At 47.8% G+C, this 20954-nt stretch carries 26 protein-coding genes; 12 read left to right on the top strand and 14 right to left on the bottom strand.

Annotation, left to right across the window (positions count from 1 at the left end; translation table 11 throughout):
• Positions 1-403: 403 nt before the first annotated feature.
• The 3 genes from AB3R30_RS05500 to AB3R30_RS05490 form a co-directional block, all read right to left on the bottom strand.
• Entirely contained in the window at positions 404-607 is a 204-nt protein-coding gene (locus AB3R30_RS05500; RefSeq protein WP_458648140.1) for a hypothetical protein, read from the bottom strand.
• 405 nt (positions 608-1012) lie between these two features.
• The gene (locus tag AB3R30_RS05495; protein ID WP_458648139.1) at positions 1013-1456 is read right to left on the bottom strand and encodes a hypothetical protein; all 444 of its coding nucleotides are present in this window, start codon (positions 1454-1456) and stop codon (positions 1013-1015) included.
• A gap of 57 nt (positions 1457-1513) precedes the next feature.
• On the bottom strand, positions 1514-1777 hold the full coding sequence (locus AB3R30_RS05490) for a hypothetical protein (protein WP_458648138.1): 264 nt from the start codon (positions 1775-1777) through the stop codon (positions 1514-1516).
• Between the two features lie 211 nt (positions 1778-1988).
• On the opposite strand from AB3R30_RS05490, the gene AB3R30_RS05485 reads away from it, so the two are divergent.
• Together AB3R30_RS05485 and AB3R30_RS05480 are read left to right on the top strand one after the other, a co-directional pair.
• Positions 1989-2342 (top strand): helix-turn-helix domain-containing protein, encoded by a 354-nt coding sequence (locus AB3R30_RS05485; protein ID WP_458648137.1) that lies wholly within the window; start codon positions 1989-1991, stop codon positions 2340-2342.
• A gap of 111 nt (positions 2343-2453) precedes the next feature.
• The gene (locus AB3R30_RS05480) at positions 2454-3203 is read left to right on the top strand and encodes a DUF4058 family protein (RefSeq protein WP_458648136.1); all 750 of its coding nucleotides are present in this window, start codon (positions 2454-2456) and stop codon (positions 3201-3203) included.
• A gap of 2 nt (positions 3204-3205) precedes the next feature.
• Here the strand turns inward: AB3R30_RS05480 and purH are convergent, their stop codons facing one another.
• On the bottom strand, positions 3206-4777 hold the full coding sequence (gene purH, locus AB3R30_RS05475) for a bifunctional phosphoribosylaminoimidazolecarboxamide formyltransferase/IMP cyclohydrolase (protein WP_458648135.1): 1572 nt from the start codon (positions 4775-4777) through the stop codon (positions 3206-3208).
• Positions 4778-4846: 69 nt separating this feature from the next.
• Entirely contained in the window at positions 4847-5248 is a 402-nt protein-coding gene (locus tag AB3R30_RS05470; RefSeq protein ID WP_458648134.1) for a hypothetical protein, read from the bottom strand.
• A gap of 127 nt (positions 5249-5375) precedes the next feature.
• Between AB3R30_RS05470 and AB3R30_RS05465 the strand changes: the two genes are divergently transcribed.
• From AB3R30_RS05465 to coaBC, 3 genes are all read left to right on the top strand, one after another.
• Positions 5376-6041 carry an alpha/beta hydrolase gene (locus AB3R30_RS05465; protein WP_458648133.1) on the top strand — a complete coding sequence of 222 codons (666 nt, stop codon included), beginning with the start codon at positions 5376-5378 and terminating at the stop codon, positions 6039-6041.
• Between the two features lie 115 nt (positions 6042-6156).
• On the top strand, positions 6157-6369 hold the full coding sequence (isiD, locus tag AB3R30_RS05460; RefSeq protein WP_458648132.1) for a protein IsiD: 213 nt from the start codon (positions 6157-6159) through the stop codon (positions 6367-6369).
• Between the two features lie 97 nt (positions 6370-6466).
• Complete coding sequence (gene coaBC, locus AB3R30_RS05455) at positions 6467-7687, top strand: bifunctional phosphopantothenoylcysteine decarboxylase/phosphopantothenate--cysteine ligase CoaBC (protein ID WP_458648131.1); 1221 nt, start codon at positions 6467-6469, stop codon at positions 7685-7687.
• A gap of 46 nt (positions 7688-7733) precedes the next feature.
• Here coaBC and AB3R30_RS05450 read toward each other — a convergent pair whose 3' ends face one another.
• The 5 genes from AB3R30_RS05450 to gcvP all read right to left on the bottom strand — a co-directional run bounded on the left by AB3R30_RS05450 (position 7734) and on the right by gcvP (position 11976).
• Positions 7734-7934 (bottom strand): PIN domain-containing protein, encoded by a 201-nt coding sequence (locus AB3R30_RS05450; RefSeq protein ID WP_458648144.1) that lies wholly within the window; start codon positions 7932-7934, stop codon positions 7734-7736.
• A gap of 2 nt (positions 7935-7936) precedes the next feature.
• Positions 7937-8137 carry a PIN domain-containing protein gene (locus AB3R30_RS05445; RefSeq protein WP_458648130.1) on the bottom strand — a complete coding sequence of 67 codons (201 nt, stop codon included), beginning with the start codon at positions 8135-8137 and terminating at the stop codon, positions 7937-7939.
• The gene (locus AB3R30_RS05440; RefSeq protein WP_458648129.1) at positions 8137-8379 is read right to left on the bottom strand and encodes a hypothetical protein; all 243 of its coding nucleotides are present in this window, start codon (positions 8377-8379) and stop codon (positions 8137-8139) included. The genes AB3R30_RS05445 and AB3R30_RS05440 overlap by 1 nt, the downstream gene beginning before the upstream one ends.
• Before the next feature lie 137 nt (positions 8380-8516).
• Entirely contained in the window at positions 8517-8942 is a 426-nt protein-coding gene (locus tag AB3R30_RS05435) for a hypothetical protein (protein ID WP_458648128.1), read from the bottom strand.
• Between the two features lie 43 nt (positions 8943-8985).
• Complete coding sequence (gcvP, locus tag AB3R30_RS05430) at positions 8986-11976, bottom strand: aminomethyl-transferring glycine dehydrogenase (protein WP_458648127.1); 2991 nt, start codon at positions 11974-11976, stop codon at positions 8986-8988.
• Between the two features lie 153 nt (positions 11977-12129).
• On the opposite strand from gcvP, the gene AB3R30_RS05425 reads away from it, so the two are divergent.
• From AB3R30_RS05425 to AB3R30_RS05405, 5 genes are all read left to right on the top strand, one after another.
• Complete coding sequence (locus AB3R30_RS05425; protein ID WP_458648126.1) at positions 12130-12402, top strand: hypothetical protein; 273 nt, start codon at positions 12130-12132, stop codon at positions 12400-12402.
• Positions 12399-13109, top strand: coding sequence for an energy-coupling factor ABC transporter ATP-binding protein (locus AB3R30_RS05420; protein ID WP_458648125.1), 711 nt, complete (start codon positions 12399-12401; stop codon positions 13107-13109). The genes AB3R30_RS05425 and AB3R30_RS05420 overlap by 4 nt, the downstream gene beginning before the upstream one ends.
• A 288-nt stretch (positions 13110-13397) precedes the next feature.
• Entirely contained in the window at positions 13398-13949 is a 552-nt protein-coding gene (locus tag AB3R30_RS05415; RefSeq protein WP_458648124.1) for an NYN domain-containing protein, read from the top strand.
• A 174-nt stretch (positions 13950-14123) separates the two neighbouring features.
• Complete coding sequence (locus tag AB3R30_RS05410) at positions 14124-14672, top strand: peroxiredoxin (RefSeq protein ID WP_458648123.1); 549 nt, start codon at positions 14124-14126, stop codon at positions 14670-14672.
• Positions 14673-14891: 219 nt separating this feature from the next.
• On the top strand, positions 14892-15833 hold the full coding sequence (locus AB3R30_RS05405; protein ID WP_458648122.1) for a sensor domain-containing diguanylate cyclase: 942 nt from the start codon (positions 14892-14894) through the stop codon (positions 15831-15833).
• A 103-nt stretch (positions 15834-15936) separates the two neighbouring features.
• Here the strand turns inward: AB3R30_RS05405 and lpxD are convergent, their stop codons facing one another.
• The 3 genes from lpxD to AB3R30_RS05390 form a co-directional block, all read right to left on the bottom strand.
• Positions 15937-17010, bottom strand: a complete 1074-nt coding sequence (gene lpxD / locus AB3R30_RS05400) for a UDP-3-O-(3-hydroxymyristoyl)glucosamine N-acyltransferase (protein WP_458648121.1) — start codon at positions 17008-17010, stop codon at positions 15937-15939.
• Between the two features lie 30 nt (positions 17011-17040).
• Entirely contained in the window at positions 17041-17508 is a 468-nt protein-coding gene (locus AB3R30_RS05395; RefSeq protein WP_458648120.1) for a hypothetical protein, read from the bottom strand.
• Positions 17509-17590: 82 nt separating this feature from the next.
• Positions 17591-18472 (bottom strand): retropepsin-like aspartic protease family protein, encoded by an 882-nt coding sequence (locus AB3R30_RS05390; protein ID WP_458648119.1) that lies wholly within the window; start codon positions 18470-18472, stop codon positions 17591-17593.
• Between the two features lie 140 nt (positions 18473-18612).
• Between AB3R30_RS05390 and AB3R30_RS05385 the strand changes: the two genes are divergently transcribed.
• Together AB3R30_RS05385 and AB3R30_RS05380 are read left to right on the top strand one after the other, a co-directional pair.
• On the top strand, positions 18613-19599 hold the full coding sequence (locus tag AB3R30_RS05385; protein WP_458648118.1) for a DNA-methyltransferase: 987 nt from the start codon (positions 18613-18615) through the stop codon (positions 19597-19599).
• On the top strand, positions 19580-20392 hold the full coding sequence (locus AB3R30_RS05380) for a PmeII family type II restriction endonuclease (protein ID WP_458648117.1): 813 nt from the start codon (positions 19580-19582) through the stop codon (positions 20390-20392). The genes AB3R30_RS05385 and AB3R30_RS05380 overlap by 20 nt, the downstream gene beginning before the upstream one ends.
• A gap of 41 nt (positions 20393-20433) precedes the next feature.
• On the opposite strand, the gene AB3R30_RS05375 is transcribed toward AB3R30_RS05380, so the two are convergent.
• Entirely contained in the window at positions 20434-20784 is a 351-nt protein-coding gene (locus AB3R30_RS05375) for a DUF790 family protein (protein ID WP_458648116.1), read from the bottom strand.
• Between the last annotated feature and the right edge of the window lie 170 nt (positions 20785-20954).

The raw sequence follows: 20954 nt of genomic DNA, 5'->3' as shown, positions 1-20954 counted from the left end.
CTAACATGCTCTAACAGTTGTCCGCGAACTGTTTTCTCGATGCCTTCGAGGGTTTCGATTGCCTCCGCAGGGGCATTACGATGAAGAATTTTCGCGATTTCGCGGGCATGGCTAACGAGGGCTTGCTCATCTTCGGGTGTCATCATTGGACTCAATACAACAGCCCTTATTCTGGCGGCATTAATCTATTTCTGCAACTTTGAGATGCTCCCAACAAAACAGTGTCACGTAGCTTGTAATGATCAATGAGGGATGATTCTTCTTGACTCAATTGAACTGATGCTTTTACCTCAAAGCTGACATTACCCATCATACCTTTAGCTTGATTCTTCGTTAAAACTAGCTTCATGTTAATGATCACCTCAAAGTAAGAATTTGTTTGTGCGTTGACATTATTACTGCACTAGCGGGATTGCCCCCAGCTACCCGCATAGATTTTAGCTTTCGTCATAGCTTGACCAGCAGAATTTGCTGAGCCAGCCGACTCGTTTCCGACCTTGATTTCACCAGTTTCTCTGTCCCAATAAACTGGGTATTCTGTGCCCTCAGAGTTGATAAAGTTTGACGAACCTGGTGTGCTGACGGAGCCAATTTTCTCGAATGCCATAATGCTTTGCCTCTAGATTGGTTGAATGTGAAAGTTGAAATTTACTACTTTCCGACAAATGAGCAAATCAATTTGACTGGATAGTAGAACATGTAGTACCAGAGAATTCGATTCGCTTTTGAAGTAAAATCGAGTATCCAGAGGGAAAACTTTTTGCCCTCTTCTCCCATGAAAGTTGGTAAAAAAATTGCTAGTGTGAGGCAAGGTATTGCACACAAAGCCCAAGCAATATAACCAGGGATCAAAGATGCAATCTTGCTAAAAGAACGAACTTTTTGTTCTATGTCTGGAAGTGAGCGATCAATTTTGTCAATCCTCTCAATGTAAATAAAGTGCTTGATTTCACTCATATATTTAGTTCATTGCGTAACTCACATTAAGAGAGGAAAGCTGTAATTCTAGTAGTTAGTAACCCCTCAACGCTCTAGCAACTGTTTGTTCTAGATCATCACATTCCTTTACTAGCTGATTGATTACTCTTCTGAAGTAGTTGACATCAATTAAGCTGATTTCAGCGTTATGCATGATTGAGAGAGCTTGTTTATCTCCAATCCCCTCAATACACCAAAAGCCGACTTTGTACTCTCGGTTCTTGCAAAGCAGAGCTGCTGATAACCATGCAGGACAGTCGCCTGTGCTATCAAACTTAAGACCACTTGGACAGGAAAATTCTAGGGTATTGTCGTATCGGATAATGAAAAGCGTTTGAGTATTGCCAGAGTCCATGTTGAACTTGATGATAGTCCGACGATCATTAATGTCATTAATGTGCCAACCCAAGTTATTGCAGTACTGCACAATCGTCGAACGATAATTACTGCCTGAAAATAAATCAAGGTCGATCGCCATTCTAGATTTAGTCCTTTTAAGAAAATAGAGTTGATGTGAACACAAAAGAAATCTTGCTCAATCCGCAGTGACTTCTCCACTTAGCTCAAAATCAATGCGGTATTCTTTGTTGTCGTGATCAAAGGTTTTCTTGAAGGTATTTCTCCCTAGTCCTTGTCCCTTCAAGTTGCAACCAGGACTCACTGCTGCTTCAATCTGTTGCTTCATAGCTTCAACCTTCTGTAGAGCTTTCTGAGCAAGTTTTTTGTCAGCCCCATTACTTATATCGACTGCTAGAAGGTCATAGAGACTCAAAGCTTTAGACACAAGAATAGGAGACACAGATTGTGTGGATTGAGATGGAACAATATCAACTTTCCCGCTTTGAAACTGTGCTTTTGCGATGTGGTTCATACTCTGGGTTAGTTCGTAAGTTACATGAATAAATTGTTAATACAAGAATATCTTGTACGACATTGTGATGCCTAGTGGAAATTACGAGAATAGAAATATAGGATTTTCTTGTAATTACGTGAATATCCGGTATGCAAGTATGGCGATTTCACTTGGTCAGCGACTTCGGGCTACCCGTGAACTTCTTGGACTCACGCAAGAGCAGGTGATTGAGCAGCTTGAGAACCGCTTTGATGTGGAGATTAGCCAGCAAACGCTTTCTACGATCGAAACTGGGAAACGCAAAGTGGATGCGGAGAAGGAGCTACCTGCATTTGCGGCGATTTATGGCAGGGCGATCGATTACTTTTATGAAAGCTTTGATCTGCCTCCTACACCGTTTGGGACAGTTAACCTGCGCTCCAGCATCACTGTAGACTTCGATGCTCTGACCCAGCGCGATAAACTAGAACTAGCCGCAGAATTGATCCACACGGTTCTGCAAGAAACTTAGCCCAGCATTAAAGCAACGCATGGAACCTGTAGAAACCGGGGTCAGCTTTACTTAAGCTCTAGGAATGAAGGGAGCGCATAGAATGAGAGTGAGCGGCAGGAGAAATGACCCATGAAGCCCCGTTTTCCAGGAATGAATCCTTACCTTGAAAATCCGTATTTATGGACAGAGGTTCATTTTGGGTTGATTGCTGTCTTAGCGCGATTGCTCAACACCACGATCACCCCAAAATATCGGGCAGCCGTTGAAAAACGAGTTTACTCAGACTCTTTGTTGGTTGGGATTCCTGATGTAACTGTCTTTAAGCGATCGCAATCTGCCCAGTCAAACGCTGCAACAGGAACTTTGACTGAGCCGATAGTGGTGACTGTGCCCATTACCGAAGAAACTCAGGAACGCTATCTAGAAATTCGAGACGTTGGAACGGGAACGGTTGTCACGGTACTGGAAGTGCTGTCACCCAAAAATAAGCGATCGGGCGAGAGCAGAACCAAGTATGATACCAAGCGCCAAAACTTGCTGAACAGCACGGTTAACCTGGTAGAGATTGATTTATTGCGAACTGGAGAACCCAAGCGAGTTGCAGGGGCGGTTCCATCCGACTATCGAATCCTAGTCAGCCGCGCTAATCAACGCCCCACAGCAGAACTCTATCCTTTCAATTTGCGAGAGCCTATCCCTCACTTTCTGTTGCCATTACAGCAGGAAGATGAAGAACCTGTGATTGATCTAAATTGGGGGTTAGAGCAGGTTTACGCAGAGGCAGCATTGGATCTAGCGATCGACTATACTCAACAACCCATTCCACCCATCAGTGACATTGATTATGCTTGGATGCAAACTTTGAGCCTTGATTCTTAAACTCAGTGCAAAAAGTGTCGAGTGCCGGTCAGCAGCATGACGATGCCGAGTTCGTTTGCAGCAGTGATGGAGTCTTGGTCACGCAGACTGCCGCCCGGTTGAACGATCGCTTGAATGCCTGCTGCGGCAGCAGTGCGAACGGAATCATCAAACGGGAAAAAGCCATCACTAGCAAGAATCGCGGCTTGCGCTTTTTCGCCAGCTTGCTCTAGGGCAATTTTGACCGAGCCGACCCGGTTCATTTGCCCTGCGCCAACTCCCACTGTGGCGCGATCGCGCGTCACCACGATCGCATTTGATTTCACATGTTTACAAACTTTCCAGGCAAACAAGAGTTCTTCTAACTGGGCAGTAGTGGGTTGTTTCTCGGTCGCAACTGTCCAGGTTTCAGGATTCACTGCCTGATCATCGCTGGATTGTGCTAAAAAGCCACCCGCGATCGCCTTCACCGTAAAATCTGCACCCTGGGTCAAATCAGGCAACACCAACACCCGGACTTTAGATTTTGCTGCCAAAATCTCCAGTGCCTCCGGTTCGCAGCCAGGAGCGACAACGCATTCCAAAAAGGTTTTGGTTAGTAACAACGCTGTTGCGCCATCAATCGGACGGCTCAACGCCACAATGCCGCCAAATGCAGAAACGGGATCAGCATTAAATGCTTTTTCATACGCTTCTGCGATCGTGTGCCCTAAAGCCGCCCCACAGGGATTCGTATGCTTCAAAATAGCGGCAGCAGGGGGAATTTGCGATTCCACAAACTCAGCAATCAGTCGTCGTGCTGCTTCTAAATCAACCAGATTGTTATAGCTCAGTTCTTTGCCTTGCAGCTTGGTTGCCGCTGCCCACCCGCTAGCGATCGCGCCAGTTTGATACCAGGCAGCCGGTTGATGAGGATTCTCGCCATAGCGTAAGGGCTGAAGCTGCTGTCCGGTAAGGGCAAAGTTAGGCGAAAGGGCGCGCTCTTCTAGCTCCCCGCCACGGGCAGCGCTTTGTTCTGCCAGATAGGTCGAAATTGCTTGATCATAGTCGCCCGTGTGCTGAAAAGCTTGTAGGGCAGCCTGTTGACGAAATTCTAACGCGATCGCACCATTATTCTGGCGCAATTCTTGCAGGTAAGGACTATATTGACTGGGGCGACAGAGTACCGTGAGATGGGCGTAGTTTTTTGCTGAAGCCCGCAGCATTGCTGGACCACCAATGTCGATTTGCTCGATCGCCTCTGCAATCGACACATCAGGACGGGCGATCGTCGCGGCAAACGGATACAAATTCACCACCACGAGATCAAGCGGTCGAATATCCTGCGCCTCTAAATCTGCCAAGTCAGATGGCACATCGCGCCGCGCCAAAATGCCGCCATGAATGCGAGGATGCAAGGTTTTGACCCGTCCTCCCAAAATTTCTGGCGACCCCGTGTAGTCCGATACTTTCGTCACGGGCAATCCTGCCTCTTGCAAAGCTTTTGCGGTGCCGCCACTGCTGATCAGATCAAACCCAAATTCTTCAATCAGAGATCGGGCAAATTCCACCAATCCTATTTTATCTGATACGCTCAGCAGCGCTAGACGTGCCATGCTCAAAACTCCCACTAAACCATTCTCTTGAGTTTAGCGGACGGAGTTGGTTGGATTCAAAATTAAGGGCTACTTCTGCTCCATTTGGCGTTTCATTTGGTCGCGTGCAGTCTGCAAAATGGTGCGGAGTCCTGCTTTTTGTTGATTATCTAACCGTAAAAAAGTGGAAAACTGCTGGCGCAAGGTTTCGGCGCGGGCTGCATCGGGGCGTTTTAGCTTGGTCGGATCAAGCCCACTTGAAATGATGGATTCTAGTTGGTCAAAGGCAAATTCGCTAATGGTCGAGAGGGCTTTTTGCTGCTGGGTGTTTAACCGAATGGTGTTTCCCACACTGATTTCAGAAGATTTGCTCGATTCAGGAGTCGGGACGGAAATAGGCTGAGCGATCGCGCTCACACTAGACAAGCAGCATAATCCAACCGCGATCGCGCTAGCAGACCCAGAGATGACCACAGACGATTTCAGTTTCATGATATTAAAGCCAAGGAAGTTTAAAGAACTCAAGCAAAGATGGCACATCAAATGTAATCGAATGGTAGACGAATACTAAGATGCATTTTACCTAGACTGGAGTAAAGTCGAAAAAGTTTCAGAATTCATGGCAAACACGCTTTACTCAATTTCCGTGCCGCCCAAAAGCGGGCGATCGTCCCAAGGAGCCGTTGTACTGCTCCATGGCTGGGGTGCTAACTGTCAGGATCTGTTTGGTCTGGCAGACTATTTGAATTTGTCAGACTATCAACTGGTGTTCCCAGAAGCGCCCTTTCCTCATCCTTATAATCCTGTAGGCAAGATGTGGTACAGCTTTCCGCAAGAGTATAGCTTCTTGGGTCAATCAGAGTTTGGCGATCGCGCCGACCTGTCCACCAGTCGCCAGCAGCTAATTGAATTCTTGACCCAATTCACGCAAACTGCCAACATCCCTTGGTCGCGGATTATCTTAGGGGGTTTTTCTCAAGGGGGCGCAATGACCTTAGATGTTGGGGTGCGGCTACCCTTTGCAGGCTTGATGATTTTAAGTGGCTACCTCCATGCGCCGCTGCAACCCCAGCAGACTGCTCTGCCTCCAACTTTAATAATTCACGGACGGCAAGATCAGGTGGTGCCCTTGCAAGCTGCTCACCAAGCGCGTGATAGCTTACAAGCCCTAGACGTAACTCCAAATTATCAGGAGTACGATATGGGGCATGAAATTCAGCCGATCGCGTTGAGACAAGTACAAAGTTTTGTTAAAGAGTTCCTGCCAATCAATGACAAGCCATGAATATTCAGTTTGATGGCAAATAAGTCAGCTAAAATAAGCAAGGACGAATATGGACAGCCTAAAGCGTCTTGGGTTTTCATAAAGCCTTGAACACTGCAACCCGGAGGTGCTAGTCATGCCAGCATTACATCTAGAAAGAGAAAAAGTTTCCAGCTTGACTGAAAATGACGTTGCAGAACTGGCAGCGCGACTAGACCAAGATGATTACTCCAACGCCTTTGAAGGCTTGAAGGATTGGCACTTATTGCGGGCGATCGCCTTTGAACGTCCTGAGATGGTGGAGTCTTACCTCTACCTGCTGGATATGGAAGCTTACGACGAAGCGTAGCAATTGAACAGCAGAAACAAAAACCTGAAGACTTGTAATTGCAGATTTGGGAGCCTGGACGGATGATGAACTCATTAGTCTAGGCTCTCAAAATTTTATGCAGGGTTATCGAGTTTTAGTGGGTGTGGGCGGTGGAATTGCTGCCTATAAAGTGTGCGAAGTCGTTTCAACCCTAGCAAAAGACGGAGTGCAAGTTCGCACCGTGCTAACGGATGCCGCCCAAGAATTTGTAACACCGCTGACGTTTGCCACCTTGAGCCGATATCCAGCCTATGGCGATCGCGATTTTTGGCAGCCTGTTCACGGTCGCCCGTTGCACATTGAGCTAGGAGAATGGGCAGATATTTTTCTACTCGCGCCGCTGACCGCAAATACTCTGGCAAAGCTTGCTCATGGCATGGCAGATAATCTGCTGACCAACACGGTGCTAGCTTCTACCTGTCCGGTGTTGCTGGCTCCAGCGATGAATACCGATATGTGGGAACAGGCAGCCGTGCAGCGTAACTGGCAGCAAGTCCAGCAAGATTCCCGCTATCACACTCTCGCGCCGGGATCGGGTCTATTGGCGTGCGATCGCGTGGGTGCCGGACGCATGGCAGAACCTGCCGAAATCTTACCCTATGTGCGATCGCTGCTGCATACCCAGGGCGATCGCGATCTGATCGGCAAACATCTTCTAATTAGCGCCGGGGGCACCCGCGAATTTCTCGATCCGGTGCGATTTATCGGCAATCCTTCCACCGGAAAAATGGGGATTGCCTTAGCCCAAGCCGCCCACCATCGCGGGGCTAAAGTAACCCTTGTATATGCTCCATCAACCGCGATCGAGTCGGTTCGTGCGTTCGGTGTGCGATGCATCGCAGTGGAAACGGCAGTAGAAATGCGGCAAGCAATGCTAGCCCATTTCTCTCAAGCAGACTGGACGATCATGGCAGCGGCAGTGGCGGATGTAAAACCCGCTGATTACAGTCCTGAAAAATTATCCAAATCTGCCTTGCCTGAAAACCTATTATTGGCACCCGTCCCAGATATTGTGGCGGAATTAGCATCTTTGAAGCAGCCTCATCAGCGGCTAGTTGGCTTTGCTGCCCAAACTGGAGATATTGTTACGCCAGCCAAAGAAAAACTGGTGAGAAAACAGCTAGACGCGATCGCTGCCAACCCGATCGACCAGCCCAACAGCGGTTTTGGCAGTGACACCAACCAGGCAATATTCCTCGATCGCCACGGACGACAGCACCACATCGATCAGCCGTGCAGCAAGCTAACCATGGCGCATCAACTGCTCGACTTCATCCATGCGATGCCAAAGTGCTGAGCCTCAAAAGCTGGTGTGATAATTCTTCCCAATGCAGTCAGAGAAATTATATCTGTCGCCAATTTTCGGTCTGTAGCCCAGGGACTCGATCGAATTCTCGCGGGTTCGCAGTGACCATCAGTAGATGATATTGCAGGGCAGTTGCAGCAATTAAAACATCATAAGCACCAATCGGCTGTCCCTGAGTTTTGAGAAGGGCACGAATTTGAGCCGCTTGTTCAGCTTCTGCGGTTCCGAAAGAAAGGATTGTTACAGAGGTAAGAAAACTGGCGATCGCAGGTTCAACTTGTTGAGCGCGTTGAGGATGAGCGCCAAGCCGTAGCGTAACTCCATGACCGTGATTACCGAAACCGCAATGTCAGCGGGTGATGTTTGCTTAAGTCTGGCTTGAGTTCCAGGTTCACCTTTAATAAAATCGCTGATGACGCAAGTATCGAGTAGATAGCGCATCAGAATAAATCCGGTTCACAGGTTGGCAAGAGGTCATCACGATAGGACTCGATCGCGGGAAAGTCAGGATTTCCTTCGTAGGACAGGATGACATCTGACCACTGAGAAATTGAACCAGAGGTCGTTTGGGTTCGCTGGCGTAAGGTTTCAATAATCAGAGTTTGGAGCGAAATATTCGACTGAGCAGCTTGACGAATCAAATCTTGTTCCAGATCGGTCGGTAAGTCGATCGTGATTTGCATTTATTTTTCCCGTGATTTGTCGATTACACCTCTTCGCTCACACCTTCTAGAAAAGCAATTGCTCCCTTACCCCAAACATTACTTTCAGCAAAATGTTCGCCTACTTTCAGGCTCGCTTTTTTGCTGCCCTTCCATAGCTATTTTAGGTTAAGAAAGTTCTGTAAGCGTGGCTGAGGAAGTTTCTTCGCTTGAACAGTAATGGTTTGAGTAGCTGCTTCAGAAGTCTTGACATTAGGATTTTGGGTTTGGAGATCAGCGACGAATTGCTTAAAGTCGGTAAGGACAACCTCAAAATTCTGTTCAGTGTTTTGTATGCTGAGATTCTGGGCTTGATTGCCGTAGTTTGGAGCAAAATTGACGGGAGCATTGAAGGTTGCGCCAGAGAAATTGGGGTTAGATTGTTCTGCCATCAGTTTTTCGATCCTGTTGAACGAGCAGATATTGAAGATTTTTGGATAGTCACAATCTGTATCTGGAGCGCACAGGTAGCCACCATCGGCTAGGTTAATGCTGCCTGACCGAGGGCACCAAAACCGCTTCCATTTGTAGATTTGCTTCGACATACCGGATAGCTTTGAGGGCAAAAACTCTCGTTTAAGGATAGCTTCATTCGGAAGACTGATAGGATTCCATGGGTGGGCAGGTGCAAACCAGGTTGCGATCGCCGTATGCCTGATCGATCCGCCCTACGGCTGCCCAAAACTTGTGATCTCGTGTCCATTGCGTTGGATAAACTGCCTGTTGGCGCGAGTAGGGATGGTTCCACTCTTCAGTTAGGGCGATCGCGGTATGGGGCGCGTTTTTCAGCAGATTATTTTGGCGATCGACTGTGTTGTCTTCAATGGCGCGGATTTCCTCACGAATGGCGATCATCGCATCACAGAAGCGATCGAGTTCTGTTTTCGATTCGCTCTCTGTCGGTTCCACCATAATTGTCCCCGCCACGGGCCACGACACTGTAGGCGGGTGAAAGCCGTAGTCAATCAGGCGTTTCGCAATATCATCGACATCAATATCTGCTGTTTTCTTAAACTGGCGCAGGTCAAGAATGCACTCGTGGGCAACAAACCCCTGTTTGCCTTTGTATAGCACCGAGTAGTGTTCTTCCAAGCGCTTGGCAATGTAGTTCGCGCTGAGAATGGCAACCTGTGTCGCTTTGGTCAACCCTTCTGCCCCCATTGCCGCAATATAAACCCAGGAGATCGGCAAAATGCTAGGACTACCCCAGGGTGCGGCTGAAACTGCGCCAATGCCCTGTTTGCCGCCCACCTGCACAATGGGATGATTGGGCAGAAAGGGGACTAGATGTTTTGCCACACCAATCGGACCCATTCCGGGACCGCCGCCGCCGTGGGGAATGCAGAAAGTTTTATGCAGGTTCAAGTGGCAAACATCGGCACCAAAATCACCGGGGCGGCAAATACCTACTTGAGCATTCAAATTGGCACCATCCATGTAAACCTGTGCGCCGTTGGCATGGGCGATCGCACAAATTTCCTGAATCCCTTCCTCAAATACGCCGTGAGTTGAAGGGTAAGTCACCATCAGTGCCGAGAGTATAGCTTGATGCTGCTCAGCTTTTGCCTTGAGATCGGTAATATCGATATTGCCATGGGAATCGCAGGCTACAGGCACCACTTTCATGCCTGCCATGACGGCACTGGCGGGATTGGTGCCATGGGCTGAAGTGGGAATCAGGCAAACATTGCGATGTCCTTCCCCTCGCGATTCGTGATATTGCCGAATCACCAATAAGCCAGCATATTCACCCTGAGAACCTGCATTTGGCTGTAGAGAAACGCCCGCAAACCCCGTAATTTCGGCTAGCCAATGTTCTAGCTGGTCAAACAAGATTTGATAGCCACGGGTTTGATCCATTGGCGCGAACGGGTGAATCTGCCCAAATTCTGCCCAAGTCACGGGCAACATCTCGGAAGTGGCGTTCAGCTTCATGGTGCAAGAGCCGAGGGGAATCATTGCCGTTGCCAGGGAAAGATCCTTCGTTTGCAAGCGATACATATACCGCAATAGCTCGGTTTCGGATTGATAGGAATTGAAAACAGGATGGGTGAGATAGGGGGTAGTTCGTTGCAGCGCAGAAGGAATGACGGCATGAAGTGACGACGAATGGAAGAGATCCTCTGGCGTAAAATGAACGCCCTGTCCCCCGGCAAAGAGTTGGAAGAGTGCCAGCAGATCGTCCGTAGAAACGGTTTCATCGAGGGAAACGCCGAGGGTCTGGTCATCTAGTTGACGCAGATTGATGTGATGAGAATGGGCACGAGCAATGATATTTTGAAGGCGATCGCTGCCCACATTCACCCGCAGCGTATCAAAGTATGCGATCGCACCCAGCGTGTAGCCTAATCGCTTCAGACCTTCTGCCAGCAAAATCGTTAGATGGTGAACTCGCATTCCAATATTTCGCAGCCCTTCAGATCCGTGATAGACCGCATACATACTCGCCATGATCGCCAGCAGCACTTGAGCCGTACAAATGTTGCTGGTGGCTTTATCGCGGCGGATATGCTGTTCACGAGTTTGCAGCGCTAGACGGAGGGCAGGCTGACCCTGCCCATCTTTAGAAACACCAACTAACCGACCGGGCAGTTGGCGTTTAAAGGCTTCTTTTGTAGCAAAGTAGGCAGCGTGAGGTCCGCCGTAGCCTAGGGGAACTCCAAAGCGCTGGGTGTTGCCGATCGCGATGTCGGCTCCAAATTCACCTGGTGGTTTCAGTAAGGTAAGGCTGAGCAAATCCGCAGCGACGATGACTAGCGCTTTTGCAGTATGGGCGCGATCGCAAAACTCGTGATAATCAAAAATCGTGCCGTCTGTAGCAGGATATTGCAGCAGTGCGCCAAAAATCGGCTGGTCGAATAAGCAGGTTTCATGATCGCCGATGATTACCTCCAGTCCTAACGCTGTGGCGCGAGTTTGCACAACGGCGATCGTTTGCGGATGGCACACTTGTGATACCCAAAACGTTTTAGCATCGGTCTTACAAAGTCCATAGCTCATCGACATCGCTTCTGCCGCAGCGGTGCCCTCATCTAGCAGAGAAGCATTGGCAATTTCTAATCCAGTTAAATCCGTTACCATCGTCTGGAAGTTAAGTAGCGCTTCCAATCTGCCCTGAGCAATTTCAGGCTGGTAAGGCGTGTATTGGGTATACCACCCCGGATTTTCTAAAATGTTGCGCTGAATCACGGGCGGAGTGATGCAATTGTGATAGCCCATGCCGATAAACGAGCGGAATACTTGATTTTCTTGGGCAATTTCTTTGAGTTCTTGCAGCAGTTCATATTCACCTTTTTCAGCTTCAAGCTTTAAGGGGGCTTTCAGACGAATCGATTGGGGCACCGTTGCACTAATCAAGCCTTCCAAATCGCTAAAACCCAGTAGCGCAAGCATCTTAGCAACATCAGCCGCGTTTGGACCAATGTGCCGCCGCACGAAGGAATCAGTATATGCCAGCGGATTAGACACAGTATGCAATGCTGCCTTGGCTGAAGAGGTGAGGCTGTTGACATTGCGATCGCCATTGGCTAAAGGACTATCTGAAAGTACACTGGTTTGATCCATCGGACGCTCTAGCATAGATAAGGGTGGTGGGGTGAAGGTGAGTCAGAGAGAACGCTTTTCTCAGACTTTAACATCTTGCCTGGTTTCTAGGGGTATCGGCACAGTTGGGGCGAGATTTGCGATACTAGTCTTGGTTGAATTGATTTGATTCTTGTATGGATACGCTACATGTTTATTATTGATGTCACATTGAAGAGTACGCCGATTACCTTGTCGGTGCAGCGCAAAACTCCGGAAGATGCAGAAGCGTCTTATCAGCAGGTGATTGAAGCGATGAAATCGGGTGAGCAACGCTTAATTGAGTTAGTCTGCGAACATCAGACGGGCAAGAAAATTAGCATTGTGAGCAGCGAGATTACCGCCGTGCAGCTATACGAAAAATCGGGCACGGCAACCGCCTCAGGTAAGGCACCCGGCTTTAGCTTTGCAGCAGCAGGATGACGACGATCGCCCCCATAAATGACGCGAACGACTTCGTCTCGCGGAGCGCGATCGCGATTCAGGTTCAAGATCTCCATTTTCGGTGGCAAACAGGCAGCACCGTTCTAGATGGCTGCTGCCTAGAAGTGCCAAAAGGTGAATTTTGGATGCTATTGGGCACCAATGGCAGCGGCAAATCAACCCTGCTCAAACTATTGGCAGGGTTGCTACAACCGGAATCGGGATCAATCAAACCCCTACCCAAGCTAGGATTTGTCTTTCAAAATCCCGATCATCAACTGGTGATGCCCAGCGTCGGGGCAGATGTTGCCTTTGGCTTAGCCGCCGAACAACTCACGGCAATTCAAGTTAAGCAACGGGTGAATGATGCTTTGACCGCCGTAAATTTGCAGCCGTTGATCCAACGTCCGATTTATGCACTTAGTGGGGGGCAAAAGCAACGAGTGGCGATCGCTGGCACAATTGCCCGTCAATGTGAGGTGGTGCTGTTCGACGAACCCACGGCTCTGCTTGACCTCGATAGCCAGCGAGAACTGGTTGCCCAAGTGCAGCGTTTAGTCAAAGAACGAGGATTAACCGCCCTCTGGGTCACCCATCGGCTAGACGAACTCGACTATTGTGATGGCGCATTTTTGCTTGAAAGCGGCAAAGTGATTGATCAAGGTGATCCACAGCGATTACGCGATCGCTTAATGAATAGCGAATGACGTTCGCGTAGCGTCTCCGTAGGAGATATGGCGAATAACGAATGGCGAATGTAAAACTTCTTGCTGATACCAATTCAAATGGAGGATGCAACAGATTTTAGGTTAAAACCGTGACTGAGTTAAGTTTCTACAACTCAAAACTTAAAACTCAAAACTCAAAACTTAAAACGGTATGAACCCCTAACCCCGAACTCTAAAACCTGCTACTTGTGATACCTGATACCTGACGAAACTGCGATACACTAGAGCCACGCTCAGCAAACCCTAAACTAGTTCTTACTTGCTGCCATGCCGCGCTCTATCCCGCTGGCGATTTTGTTAGTTGACGGCTACAACGTAGTCGGCAGTTGGGCTGACCTAAAACAGATTCGCGATCGCGATGGGCTAGAAGACGCACGACGGCAGCTAATTGAGGTATTGACTAACTACAGTGCCTATAAAGATTTCGATACCCGCCTTGTGTTTGATGCTCAATATCGAGATCTTCCTAGCACTCGCGAAGTCATCACTAGTAATCTCGCAGTCTGCTATACCGACTTTGGACAAACCGCAGATACCTTTATTGAAAAAGCCTGTGCTGCCTTTCGCAATGATGTTCGCAAGTTTCATCAGCGCTTGATTGTAGCAACCTCCGATCGCGCCCAACGGCTTACGGTCGTGGGCTATGGCGCAGAATGTATCTCAGTAGAACAGCTTGCCTTAGATGTTCATGCAGCAACTGTTCAGGTCAAGGGTAAAAAAAAGTCTACTCAAAAAAGTAGTGGGCGATTTTTGGCGCATTGTCTCGATCCAGAAGCTCAAAAGAAGCTAACTCAAATGCGTTTTGGTAAAACAGAGTAGCATCAGGCAAATTAGCAAAATCATTCACCTGAAGTAGTTGTACACAATTAAATACACCTCCTGTAGTCCCCTTGGTAAGGGGATGGCGACAGCCGGGAGTTGTACAAAGTAATTTTTTATGTCCAAGTACTTACCTTATAAACTTATATTAAGTACTGGTTTAGGTAGTTTCACATGATGCGATCGCTGCTCTCCTCGGTTTTAGCTCTGTGCTTCACAGTAGGCATGGTTTTGAGTCCTGCTAGTACTGCCTATGCCTTGGGTGGCCCCTTGCCGCCGATTAACCAACCTGCCCCAGAATTTTCGCTGCCGAGTAACATAGGCGATCGCGCCATTTCGCTCAAAGACTACCGAGGTAAATGGGTTGTAGCTTACTTCTATCCCAAAGACTTCACCTCAGGCTGCACCTTAGAAGCGCAGAGATTTCAAGCGGATCTGCCCAAATATATCAGTAAAAAAACACAGATTTTAGGAATTAGCGTCGATTCAGTTGATTCTCACGCCGAGTTTTGCGATTCTGAAGGCTTGAAGTTTCCCCTCTTAGCCGATGAAGATGGCGCGGTCAGCAAAGCCTACGGCGCTTGGTTAGCACCCATGTCTTTACGAAATACTTATATTGTCGGTCCGAATGGTGTTTTGCGGGCAACCTTTACCCAAGTGCGCCCGGTGATTCACAGTGCAGAAGTCCTGCAAAAACTCGATGAATTGCAGCCAGCAGGATAGCAGAAAAGTTAAAAAGTAGGTTTCTGGTTTCGGGCTGTTATGGTACATCTCCATTCAGTTCAGCCAGTACAGTAGCGCTTATCTAAGCTGTTTCTCCCAGAATGTGTATTTTTGCATAGACCAATTAATCTACGGTAGATTATTGTCGAAACTATAGCCTGACCCTATATCTTCTTACCCTCTGCATTCTTCCTGCTTCTTCAGGTGACTTAAATAATCATGCTTGATGTTCAAGCGTTTTCAGATTTTGATTCTGCGGCTCGTGCTGTTTTGGGGTTCCTTCAGGGACGCATGGGGTTTGACCTATGGATGGTCACTCGGACAGAAGGGAAGGACTGGATTGTTTTGCAGGCGAGTGATCATGGGTATGGAGTGGAGGAAGGCGATGTGTTTCGCTGGGCAGATTCCTTCTGTTGTCAGATGGTGGCGGGGTATGGTCCTCGAATTGCGCCTTGCTCAGATAAGATTCCGGCTTACGCGATCGCGCCAATTGGCAGGGAGGTTCAAATTGGTGCCTATGTTGGAGTTCCTTTAACTTATAGCGATGGATCTTTGTTTGGAACGCTCTGTGCGATTCATCCCACGCCTCAGGCAGAGGCGATTACAACCGAACTTGCCTTAGTAGAATTGCTGGCAAAATTGCTGAGTACGATTCTCACCCTTGATCTCCATGCGGCGAGCCAGACTCGCTATGCTGAACGGGCAAGAGCCGAAGCTATGAGCGATGTTTTGACTGGACTCTATAATCGCCGAGGGTGGGAAAGCCTGTTGGCAAGCGAAGAAATCCGTTCTCAGCAACTTGGCTATCCAACTTGTGTGATTTCTCTCGATTTGGATGGTTTGAAACAGGTGAATGATTCTCAGGGGCACGTAAAGGGAGATGAGTTATTAGTCAAAACGGCTCAAGCGTTGATGGGCGCGATGCGGCGGCAAGATGTAGTGGCGCGGGTGGGTGGAGATGAGTTTGCGATTTTGGGGGTGGAGTGCGATCGCGCAGCGGGTGAGCAGTTAATCGAGCGGATTCAAACGGCTTTAATCTCTGTTCAAGTGGAAGCATCTTTAGGAATTGCCCACCGCAATCCAAGTTTAGGACTTTTTCAAGCGTGGATGGAAGCCGATCAGTCCATGTATGTTTGTAAAAGAAGCCGTTCAAAAATTTAGAAGGTAGAGGTCAGGATTTGGGGTTTGAGGGTTGGGTTTCCGGCTTTGAATCTTGTCCCATATCAGCAAGAAAGACAAGATGATTTTTCGTACACCGTACTCTCTACTCCGCCCTCTCTAGCCCTTGGTTCTCCAGTTCTTCAACTCGTTTTTGCAGTTGCTTAAGGGTTTGATACATATCTGGCAGGCGGCTATAAATAGCAGACGACTTGAGATAGATTTTGTGGTCAACACAGGGATAGCCGGAAACCACCTGTCCGGGGTTAACGGTGCCATGTACGCCTGTTTTAGAAGACGCGATCGCGCCATCACCAATCTTGGCATCATTTGCCACGCCCACCTGTCCCGCCAAAATCACACGGTTGCCCACTTCCACACCGCCAGCCAAGCCCACCTGTGCCGCAAACGCGCAGCCAAAGCCGATCTGAGCGCCGTGCCCAATATGCACCAGATTGTCGAGCTTGGTCTGTTGGGCAATGCGAGTTTCGCCCACCGCCGGACGATCAATCGTGGAGTTGCAGCCCACTTCTACGCCATCTTCCAACACCACACAGCCCGACTGCTGCATTTTGTACCAGCCCTGCGCGGTGGGCACAAAGCCAAATCCTTCTGCCCCAATCACCGCTCCTGGTTGAATCACACAGTCGGTGCCTAAGCGAGTGCGCTCATGAATGGTGCAGTTGGCATGGAGAACCACGCGATCGCCAATTCGAGCATCGGGATAAATCACCACATTGGGATGAATGCAGACCTGATTGCCAACGGTCACATTTGCCTGAATCACCACATGCGCCCCGATCGCCACTTCCGTCCCAATTTTTGCAGTCGGGTGAATCACAGCAGTTGGATGGATTTCTGGATCAGGTTGAAAAGCTTGATAGAACAGCGCGATCGCTTGGGCAAACATCAGCCGGGGTTCAGCGGTTTCGATCCAGGCAATGCTCCGTTCTGTAGCAGCAGCTTGCAAGTCTTGACTGCGCGGCAAAATTAGGGCGATCGCCTGAGTTGTTTTAATTTGGGCGGCAAACTTTGCTCCATCGATATAGCTGAGTTGCCCGCTCGTTGCTTCGTCCACTGCCGCCACTCCAACCATCTCTGGATCATGGGCACTCTCTAAGCTGAGACTGGTGCGATCGACGGGCACCCCTAGCCGCTGAACAACTTCGCTAAATTTCATCAATTTCAAGCCTGCAAATGCCCCACTATCCTAGCCTTCATCAGGATTCACAATCAAAATTTCGGCGGGATTCAGGGCAAGCTCAACGCGATCGCCATAGTTAATCCTCGCGATCGGCGGTGCCAACAGTTCTAAAATGTCCGCATTTTGAAAATGACGCTGCTTCGTTTCAGGGTGCGGATAATAGACAAAAGCTTGGTAAGCATAGGATTGGAACACAATCTGGCAGGGCAAAAACGAGAAGGTTTCTGGGGGATGAGCCACCGTCCAAGCAACCTTAGGAAAAGTATAAGTCGGCTGCTGCATCACAAACGTGGCAGGATGAATTGAAATATTCAATGTGCCTTGAAATAGATCGAATAGATCCAATCCCAACGCCCGAAAGTAAGGCATTTGCATCGCAATACTACCCTTGGGATACGGACTATCACTCGCCCAACCCGAAGCAATTTGGTGTCCTTGCTGCACCACCCCAGAAACAACTTGCCAGTGATTCATCCCAAAACTTAACTCGACCTTGAACAATTCACCTCAACTCAAAACTCAAAACCCAAAACTCAAAACCCAAAACTTTCCACCACTATCGCCTCCGAAATTCCACCACTTCTCGCTTTACGGTCAGATCGTAGTCGCTAAAAAAATCATGTCCTAATAAGCCAATATTCAAAGAAGCGTTGGCGATCGCCACAATCACATCTTTGACAACCGCATTGCCCACTGCGATCGAATCAACATACGCCAACGGCACTTCCACCCCTGCTTGGCTAGCCGTATTCACCTTAGTTTTGCCAATAATTCGGGCACCCAATGCTTGCGCCATTGCTTGGGTAATCACCGTGCCACTTGCTCCTGTATCCACAATCATTTCAAAAGTTTGAGTGCCGTTGAAGGTGACATCAATCACCGGAGTGCCGCCTTCTCGCCGCTTGATCAGGGCACGAAACACTTTTTCTGAAGTCGCCTTTGCTCCGCTGGCGGAGATCGCGCTGGATACCTTGAGCGAACTAGAATTAACGCCTGCCAATCCTGAAGCCGTGGTGGAATCACTCTCACGTTTTGCTTGGGAAAGTTTCTTTTGAGTTGTGGCAAATTCTCGCTCAAATTCCTTCAGCTTAGTTTTTGCCAGCGGTTGAGCAGGCGCAGAGGCAGGCAACGATTTGAGTAGGGAGATCGCCTGCTTCCAGCGGCTTGCTACTAGCGTCCAGTCATCTTCCGTCAGCGCAGTTTGACTAATATTTTTGGCACTGCTTGCTTTTTCCAGCGCCAGCTTATAAGCCGCTTGCATCGCCGCCGGGTCGGTTGTCGGAGGATTTGGCGGAGTTGCGGTTGCGATCGGCGATGAGGCAGGTGATGGAAGAGGGGCGATCGGCTGACTCGCTTGCTCACCACGGCATCCAGCAATTCCTGCTATCCCAATAGCCAAAGCAAATAGCACCGTCTGAAACTGAGAACGTTTAAGCATGGATGACTAGAGCCAGAAGGAAACCGAAAGCAGCCACAATTCAGCTATCTCATCCAGTTTAACTCTATTGTCTTAGTTCTCTGCCGCTATGATGAGCTATGTAAAATGGAGTGAGCTTAAACGTTTAGGGGATATCACAAGTGGATTGGAGCCTGGAATCACGAGAAGATAAATTTAGTGTTCAGTCGGCAAATGTCATTTCTAGTGTTGCTTGTAGTAGTTCCACTGATTCAAAATATCCTACTGACCTAGTTGAGCAGAAAGCCAACGAATTTTTAGATCGAATTTATTGCAGCGATTGTCTTGCCTTTCTTCCTTCTTTGCCTGCTCAGTCAATTGACTTAATTGTGACTTCTCCCCCTTATGCAGATCAGAGAAAGAATACCTATGGTGGTATTCATCCTGATAAATATGTTGAGTGGTTTTTGCCAATTAGTAGTGAATTAAAGCGAGTTCTTAAGCCAACTGGATCATTTGTTTTGAATATCAAGGAGCGAGTTGTTAACGGAGAACGTCATACTTACGTTTTAGAACTGATTTTGGAAATGCGTAAACAAGGATGGTTATGGACAGAAGAATATATATGGCATAAGAAAAATTGTTATCCAGGAAAATGGTCAAATCGATTTCGTGATTCTTGGGAAAGATGCTTACATTTCAACATCAATAAAAAATTTGCAATGTATCAGGAATCAGTAATGGTTCCAACAGGTAACTGGGCAAATGCGCGCCTAAAAAAATTAAGTGCCACCGATAAACAACGTGATGAATCAAAAGTTGGCAGTGGCTTTGGCAAGAATATTTCAAATTGGGTCGGTCGCGATTTAGCCTATCCAACTAACGTTTTACATATGGCGACAGAATGTGGCAATAAAAATCATAGTGCTGCCTTTCCATCTGAGTTGCCTATATGGTTCATGAAGTTGTTTACTCAACCCAATGATGTCGTTTTAGATCCATTTATGGGTAGCGGAACAACAGCGATCGCTGCTCAAAAATTATCCCGCTACTTCATCGGGATTGAGATTAATGAAGAGTATTGTGTGCAAGCACAAGAACGACTGGGTACTTTAAAGCAGTTAGAACTTCCCTACAGCAATAAAATTGATGCCACGTCTTTCGATTAATCCTGATGATTTAGAAGATCTCATTCAAGAGCGACTGCGAGTATTCTATGACTGTCGAATTCAAATTCTTAAGAAGTTAAAGCTTGAAGAGCTTCTCTCTAAAAATCTTTACTTGTTTCGATCTATGGGTGTAGTAACGGCTGCACAACTTATTGAAGAGCTAATGAAGTCCCGTCTTATTAAGTCCGATGAGACAATTTTTGGCAAGCAGTTTTTTGAGGCGATCGCACAGAAAGTTGGAGGAGGTGAAGAAGCTAATCAGCTGGGTATGGATGTTGTGATTGAAACCGAGGATACTTATACCGTGATTGAAGTTAAATCAGCTTCTAATTGGCAAAATGCTCGGATGGGTAGAGGTGTAAAAGCTGATTTTGATAAAGCTTATGAGCGGTTTCTGTCTAAAGGTCTTCAAAAACAATTTGTTGGTATGTTGGGTCAGGCTACAGGACGTGTGAATTGTGATGCGGATGTGGATTCTGGCAGAATTTATGTAATTCGCTCTGGACAAATGTTTTGGCAGGAGATCACCGACGATCCAGATTTTTATTTAAAGCTGATTCGTCTAATGAAGGATTACCCATTGCGATTACGTCCTGACTACACAGAAGCTTGGGCAAACACAGCAAACAAAATGCTGAAACAGTTCTCTGATGTCTATATCAATTCAACAGGTGAAATTCATTGGGAATTGCTGATTCAAGTCAATAGTGGCTCTACACCCATTCAGGCTGAGTCTAAGTTGGTTGAGGAACAACTGAAAATTGAAAAATTTGAGGCTGAATCAGAGATATAAATTTGGAGAGAATTTTGTTAGTGCAAATTGCTTTCCACCCGCTATTCTCTACCCACGACTTCCAGTACCGCTTTTAGACTCAATTGATCCTTAAACCAGACTAACCGAGCCGGAGTTTGGCTAAAATTGACTCCGGCTTTTTCCAAATTGAGCCTCTCCGAGATTGCTAACACCAAATCATCTCGCCCCGACTGCTGCACTTGATAGAACTTTTTTTGCAAGTATTCGGGTAGCAAGGCGCTGTAGGGTGGCGGTGGTGGCGATCTGATGGCACGATGCAAATCGAAATGAAGCTCCACAGGCACGGTTACCAAACTTGCATACTCTGCAATCAATTGCGATCGCGCTGAAACTGAAAGTGGTATCAGTTGAGTGGCTTGAACGGGCTGCATAAATCAAATCCTCAGTCGTTCAGAAGGATAATAGACTATCTCTACACTTGGTACTCTTTTTTTAAGGTGAGTCTTTTTAAGGTGAGTTTCGACTGCGTTCAACGTATGCTTAGTCCTGATAATTTGTTTACTGTGCATATTGAACTCATAAGCTGTATCAACTCTTACGG

The organism is Sivoneniella epilithica UHCC 1019 (assembly GCF_040830845.1).
Taxonomy (GTDB): domain Bacteria; phylum Cyanobacteriota; class Cyanobacteriia; order Leptolyngbyales; family Leptolyngbyaceae; genus ULC077BIN1.
This window is presented reverse-complemented; position numbering and strand designations above follow the sequence as displayed.